4 protein-coding genes are annotated in these 3,469 nt (G+C 68.5%); all 4 read right to left on the bottom strand.

The window, feature by feature from the left end; genetic code table 11:
• The coding region (locus GMA12_RS18575) for an SURF1 family protein (protein ID WP_206064723.1) at positions 1 to 356 on the bottom strand (356 nt) is incomplete at its 3' end.
• Positions 357 to 599: 243 nt separating this feature from the next.
• Complete coding sequence (locus GMA12_RS18325) at positions 600 to 1,211, bottom strand: copper resistance CopC family protein (protein WP_162459976.1); 612 nt, start codon at positions 1,209 to 1,211, stop codon at positions 600 to 602.
• Between the two features lie 140 nt (positions 1,212 to 1,351).
• Positions 1,352 to 1,999, bottom strand: a complete 648-nt coding sequence (locus tag GMA12_RS18320; RefSeq protein WP_162459975.1) for a hypothetical protein — start codon at positions 1,997 to 1,999, stop codon at positions 1,352 to 1,354.
• Between the two features lie 183 nt (positions 2,000 to 2,182).
• The coding region (locus tag GMA12_RS19090; RefSeq protein ID WP_162459977.1) for a bifunctional copper resistance protein CopD/cytochrome c oxidase assembly protein at positions 2,183 to 3,469 on the bottom strand (1,287 nt) is incomplete at its 5' end.

The raw sequence follows: 3,469 nt of genomic DNA, 5'->3' as shown, positions 1-3,469 counted from the left end.
TCCAGCACGACCACGTCCCCGTCCTGGGTGCGGAAGGGGACGAGGACCTCGTAGCCCACGCGCCCGTCCTGGGGACGATTGCGCACCAGGACCTGGTCCTCGGCGAGGTACTCCCCGGTCAGGGCCACCGGGTGCCAGGTGAGCCGCTCGTCGAGGGCGGTGAACTGGGCGACCGCATCGTCCCCGGTGAGGGGGTCGGCCCGGTAGTTCTGCGTGATCTTGACGTTCTCCCCGACCAGGTGGTCGTTGCGGTCCATCTGCCACCCGCCCAAGTACACGGCCACGGCCGCGGCGGCGCAGACCATCAGGAACCAGAGCAGCCACTTGCCGCTGAGCAGGAAACGGTAGGCACCCATGTCAGATCCCACCGTCTGCCCGGTGGCCCTGGCAGGACAGGTGCGACGTATCGGGCTCCGTCGGGGAAGCTGCGGTGCTGCGCGGTGACAACAAGCCGAGCCGGTCGAACGTCACGGTGGTCGCGCTCCTCAAGGTATGCGGTCGGTCTCTCGGGGCGATCCGGTACAGACCCCAGGGGCGCGGCGACAGCCGCGCCCCTGGGGCCTGTACTGCGCAGCCTCTGCGCCGGCCCAGCTGAGGGATCAGCTGTTGCGGCGGCGACGGGACATCAAGCCCAGAAACCCGATCACGACCAGCGCCAGCACCACCACAGTGGCGCCGACGGCCCAACCGGAGAGCCCCCCGGAGTTCTCCTGGTCGGCCACCTCCTGAGCTTGGGCGGAGCCGTCCGAGCTGTCGGCGCCCTCACCGGCCGGGGCTTCGGACGGGGTGCTGCTGAGGCTGGGAGCCGGGTTGGGGGTGTCCGTCCCGCCGCTCACCTCGTAGCTGTAGGTGCCTTCGATGGGGTGTCCGTCGCTGGAAACCACCCGCCAGACCACTTGATAGGTCCCTTCCTCGGACCCGGTCTCGGCCAGGGGCTGGATCACCTGGGAGCCGTTGCGCTCGAGTGGTCCCTCGGTCACGGACTGCCCCTCGGGGCCGGTCACCAGCACCTGGTGACCGATGTCCATGATCTCCCCGCTGTAGGAAAGCTTGATCTGTTCGGGGGCGGTTTCCAGTACGGCATTCTGCTCGGGGGAGGTGCTCAGCACCTCGTCGTGAGCGGCGGCGGGGGCCAGCCCCAGGGCGGTCAGGGCGCCTACCGCGCTCAAGGTGGCGGCGGCACGGCGCAGAACAGAAGTGGTGGTCGGCATGGTGGAGGAGTTCCTTCCAAGGGGCAATGCGTGAGTGGGCCAGACAGAGCCGCCGCGCCGGTGGGCGATGCGGCGGCCAGCGAGTCGTCGAGTCTGCTGTCCGAACTCACGGCCACGACCGGCCCCACCAGGGGTGGTGTTCAGCCGGTGGGCACCAGGGTGAGCCCGGTCGGGAGCAGATGATTCCGACGACAAGCTGCCGGTGGTCCGCGGTAGGAGCGCACCGGGCGCAGCAGCGACTGATCCGTCAGTACGTGCGGGCGCCTCTGTGAGACAGGTCGGGGCCGGTGCACCACGACCGGGGCGGAGAAGACTCGCCACAACTGGCGCACGCGCAGTCGCAGGGCGTCGAGCAGACCCACGAGGGCCACCTCGCCGTGGCGCAGGAATCCATACGTGACCGCAGCGGCCAGCACGTGGAAGTCCAGCATGCCCGGGCCACCATGCACCGCAGGAGCCTGAGCCTGCAGCACCAGGGCCGGTCCGATGGCCGGTGTGCTCACCTGCGCGTGGTGGGTGGCGTCGACCACGGTCGTCACGGATCCGGCGACGGTGAAGATCAGATGGAAGACACCCTGGCTGACCAGCACACCGGCGAGCAACAAGGAACGGGAGAGCACCCGGCCGGCCAAGGCCATGCACACCGGCCCGGACAGGGCCAGGGACAGCAACACCAACAGCAGCGGAGGGACCTGACCACCGGCGACCACGTGAGAGGCGGCGGCGAAGGCCGTGGCCATCCCGGCTCCGGCCCACCCGCGGGCAAGACGGCGTGCACGTGCGCTCACGTCTCCACCCCCTCGATTCATCAGCTGCTCGAGGCGGCGATCCCATTATGTGGTGGCTTTCGACAGTCCCACCAAATCGACCGGTCCTGGCCGCAGGTGCCGGTCGAGTCGACACCGCGGTGCGTCGTCTCTCCCCGGTTGTCAGGTTGCCGCGAATGTCACTGTCTCTTGCGCGGCCCCGGCTCAGGGGCGCCTCATGGGCTCGTCGCGCTCGGCAAGCCGAGCCATCATCTCGTTGTAGGCCTTCAACTCGGCATCATCGGTGCGGTCCGCCTGGCGGTCCACACGACGGTTCTCCTTCTTGCCCTCGATCGCCCACATGATCGCCACGACCACGGCGACGACGACGGTGGGGAACTCTCCGATGCCCCACATCAGCGCCCCGCCGAACTGCTGGTCCTCGATCGCACTACGGCCCCAATCCCTGCCCATGTTCGCGAACCACCACCCCTGCAGCAGGGTCTCCGAGCCCATCAGGGCCACCCCGACAAAGGCGTGGTAGACCATCGTGGCCAGCAACAACATCAGGCGCATCATGTGTCCGGGGCGGTACGGGATCGGGTCGCTGCCGATGAGCACGAGCATGAACAGGTACCCGGTGATCAGGAAGTGGGTGATCATGAACACGTGCCCCACGTGGTACTGCAGGGTGATCCCGAACAGTGGGGTGAAGTAGAAGATCACGATCGAGGCCGCGAAGTTCACCGCGGCGAAGATCGGGTGAGTCACGATTCTGGAGAACGTGGAGTGCACCAGGGCCAGGATCCACTCGCGCGGCCCGCGCGACCCGTCCTGACGGGGTTCCAGCGCCTTGAGCACCAGTGTTACCGGTGCCCCCAGCACCAGGAAGATCGGCACTACCATGGTCAGCGCCATGTGCTCGACCATGTGCGCCGAGAACAGCACCCGGCCGTAGACGGCGACCCCGCCGGAGGTGACGTAGAACAGCACCGCCAGCCCGGTTAGCCAGGAGAGGCTGCGCAGCGCCGACCAGGAGTCCCCGCGGCGGCGGACCTGCACAAACGCCCACAAATAGACGGCGGCGAGGAAGACCACCACTGCCAGCCACAGCGGGTCCACCCGCCAGGTGGTGAACCAGGAGGCGGGCGTGGGCTCGGGAGGCAACGGGTACCAGGTGAGGATCTCGGCCGGGGTGGCATCCGCGGCGATCTCCTCGGGCACCGGTGGGGCGGTGCGGGACAGAGCTACGGCCACGCCCATGACCGCCCCCATGACCAGCAGCTCCCCGGCCGCCAATTGCCACACCGCGCGCCGGGCGGTGAGCCGGCCGGCCTCCAGACCGGGAATCAGCCAGCGACGGTGGGCCAGCCCCGCCACCCCCAGCCCCAGGGTCAGGGCAGCTTTGAGGAGCACCAACTGCCCGTACGGGCTGAATAGCTGTTCCCAGGAACCGATGCGCACCGCCGCATTGACCGTCCCGGAAAGGAACACCAGGAAGAAAGCTCCGAA

The organism is Kocuria sediminis (assembly GCF_009735315.1).
Classification (GTDB): domain Bacteria; phylum Actinomycetota; class Actinomycetes; order Actinomycetales; family Micrococcaceae; genus Kocuria; species Kocuria turfanensis.
This window is presented reverse-complemented; position numbering and strand designations above follow the sequence as displayed.

What these genes read in the sequence shown, in the direction of transcription:
- GMA12_RS18325 (WP_162459976.1), bottom strand. Translation starts at nt 1,211, where the DNA reads ATGCCGACCACCACTTCTGTTCTGCGCCGTGCCGCCGCCACCTTGAGC.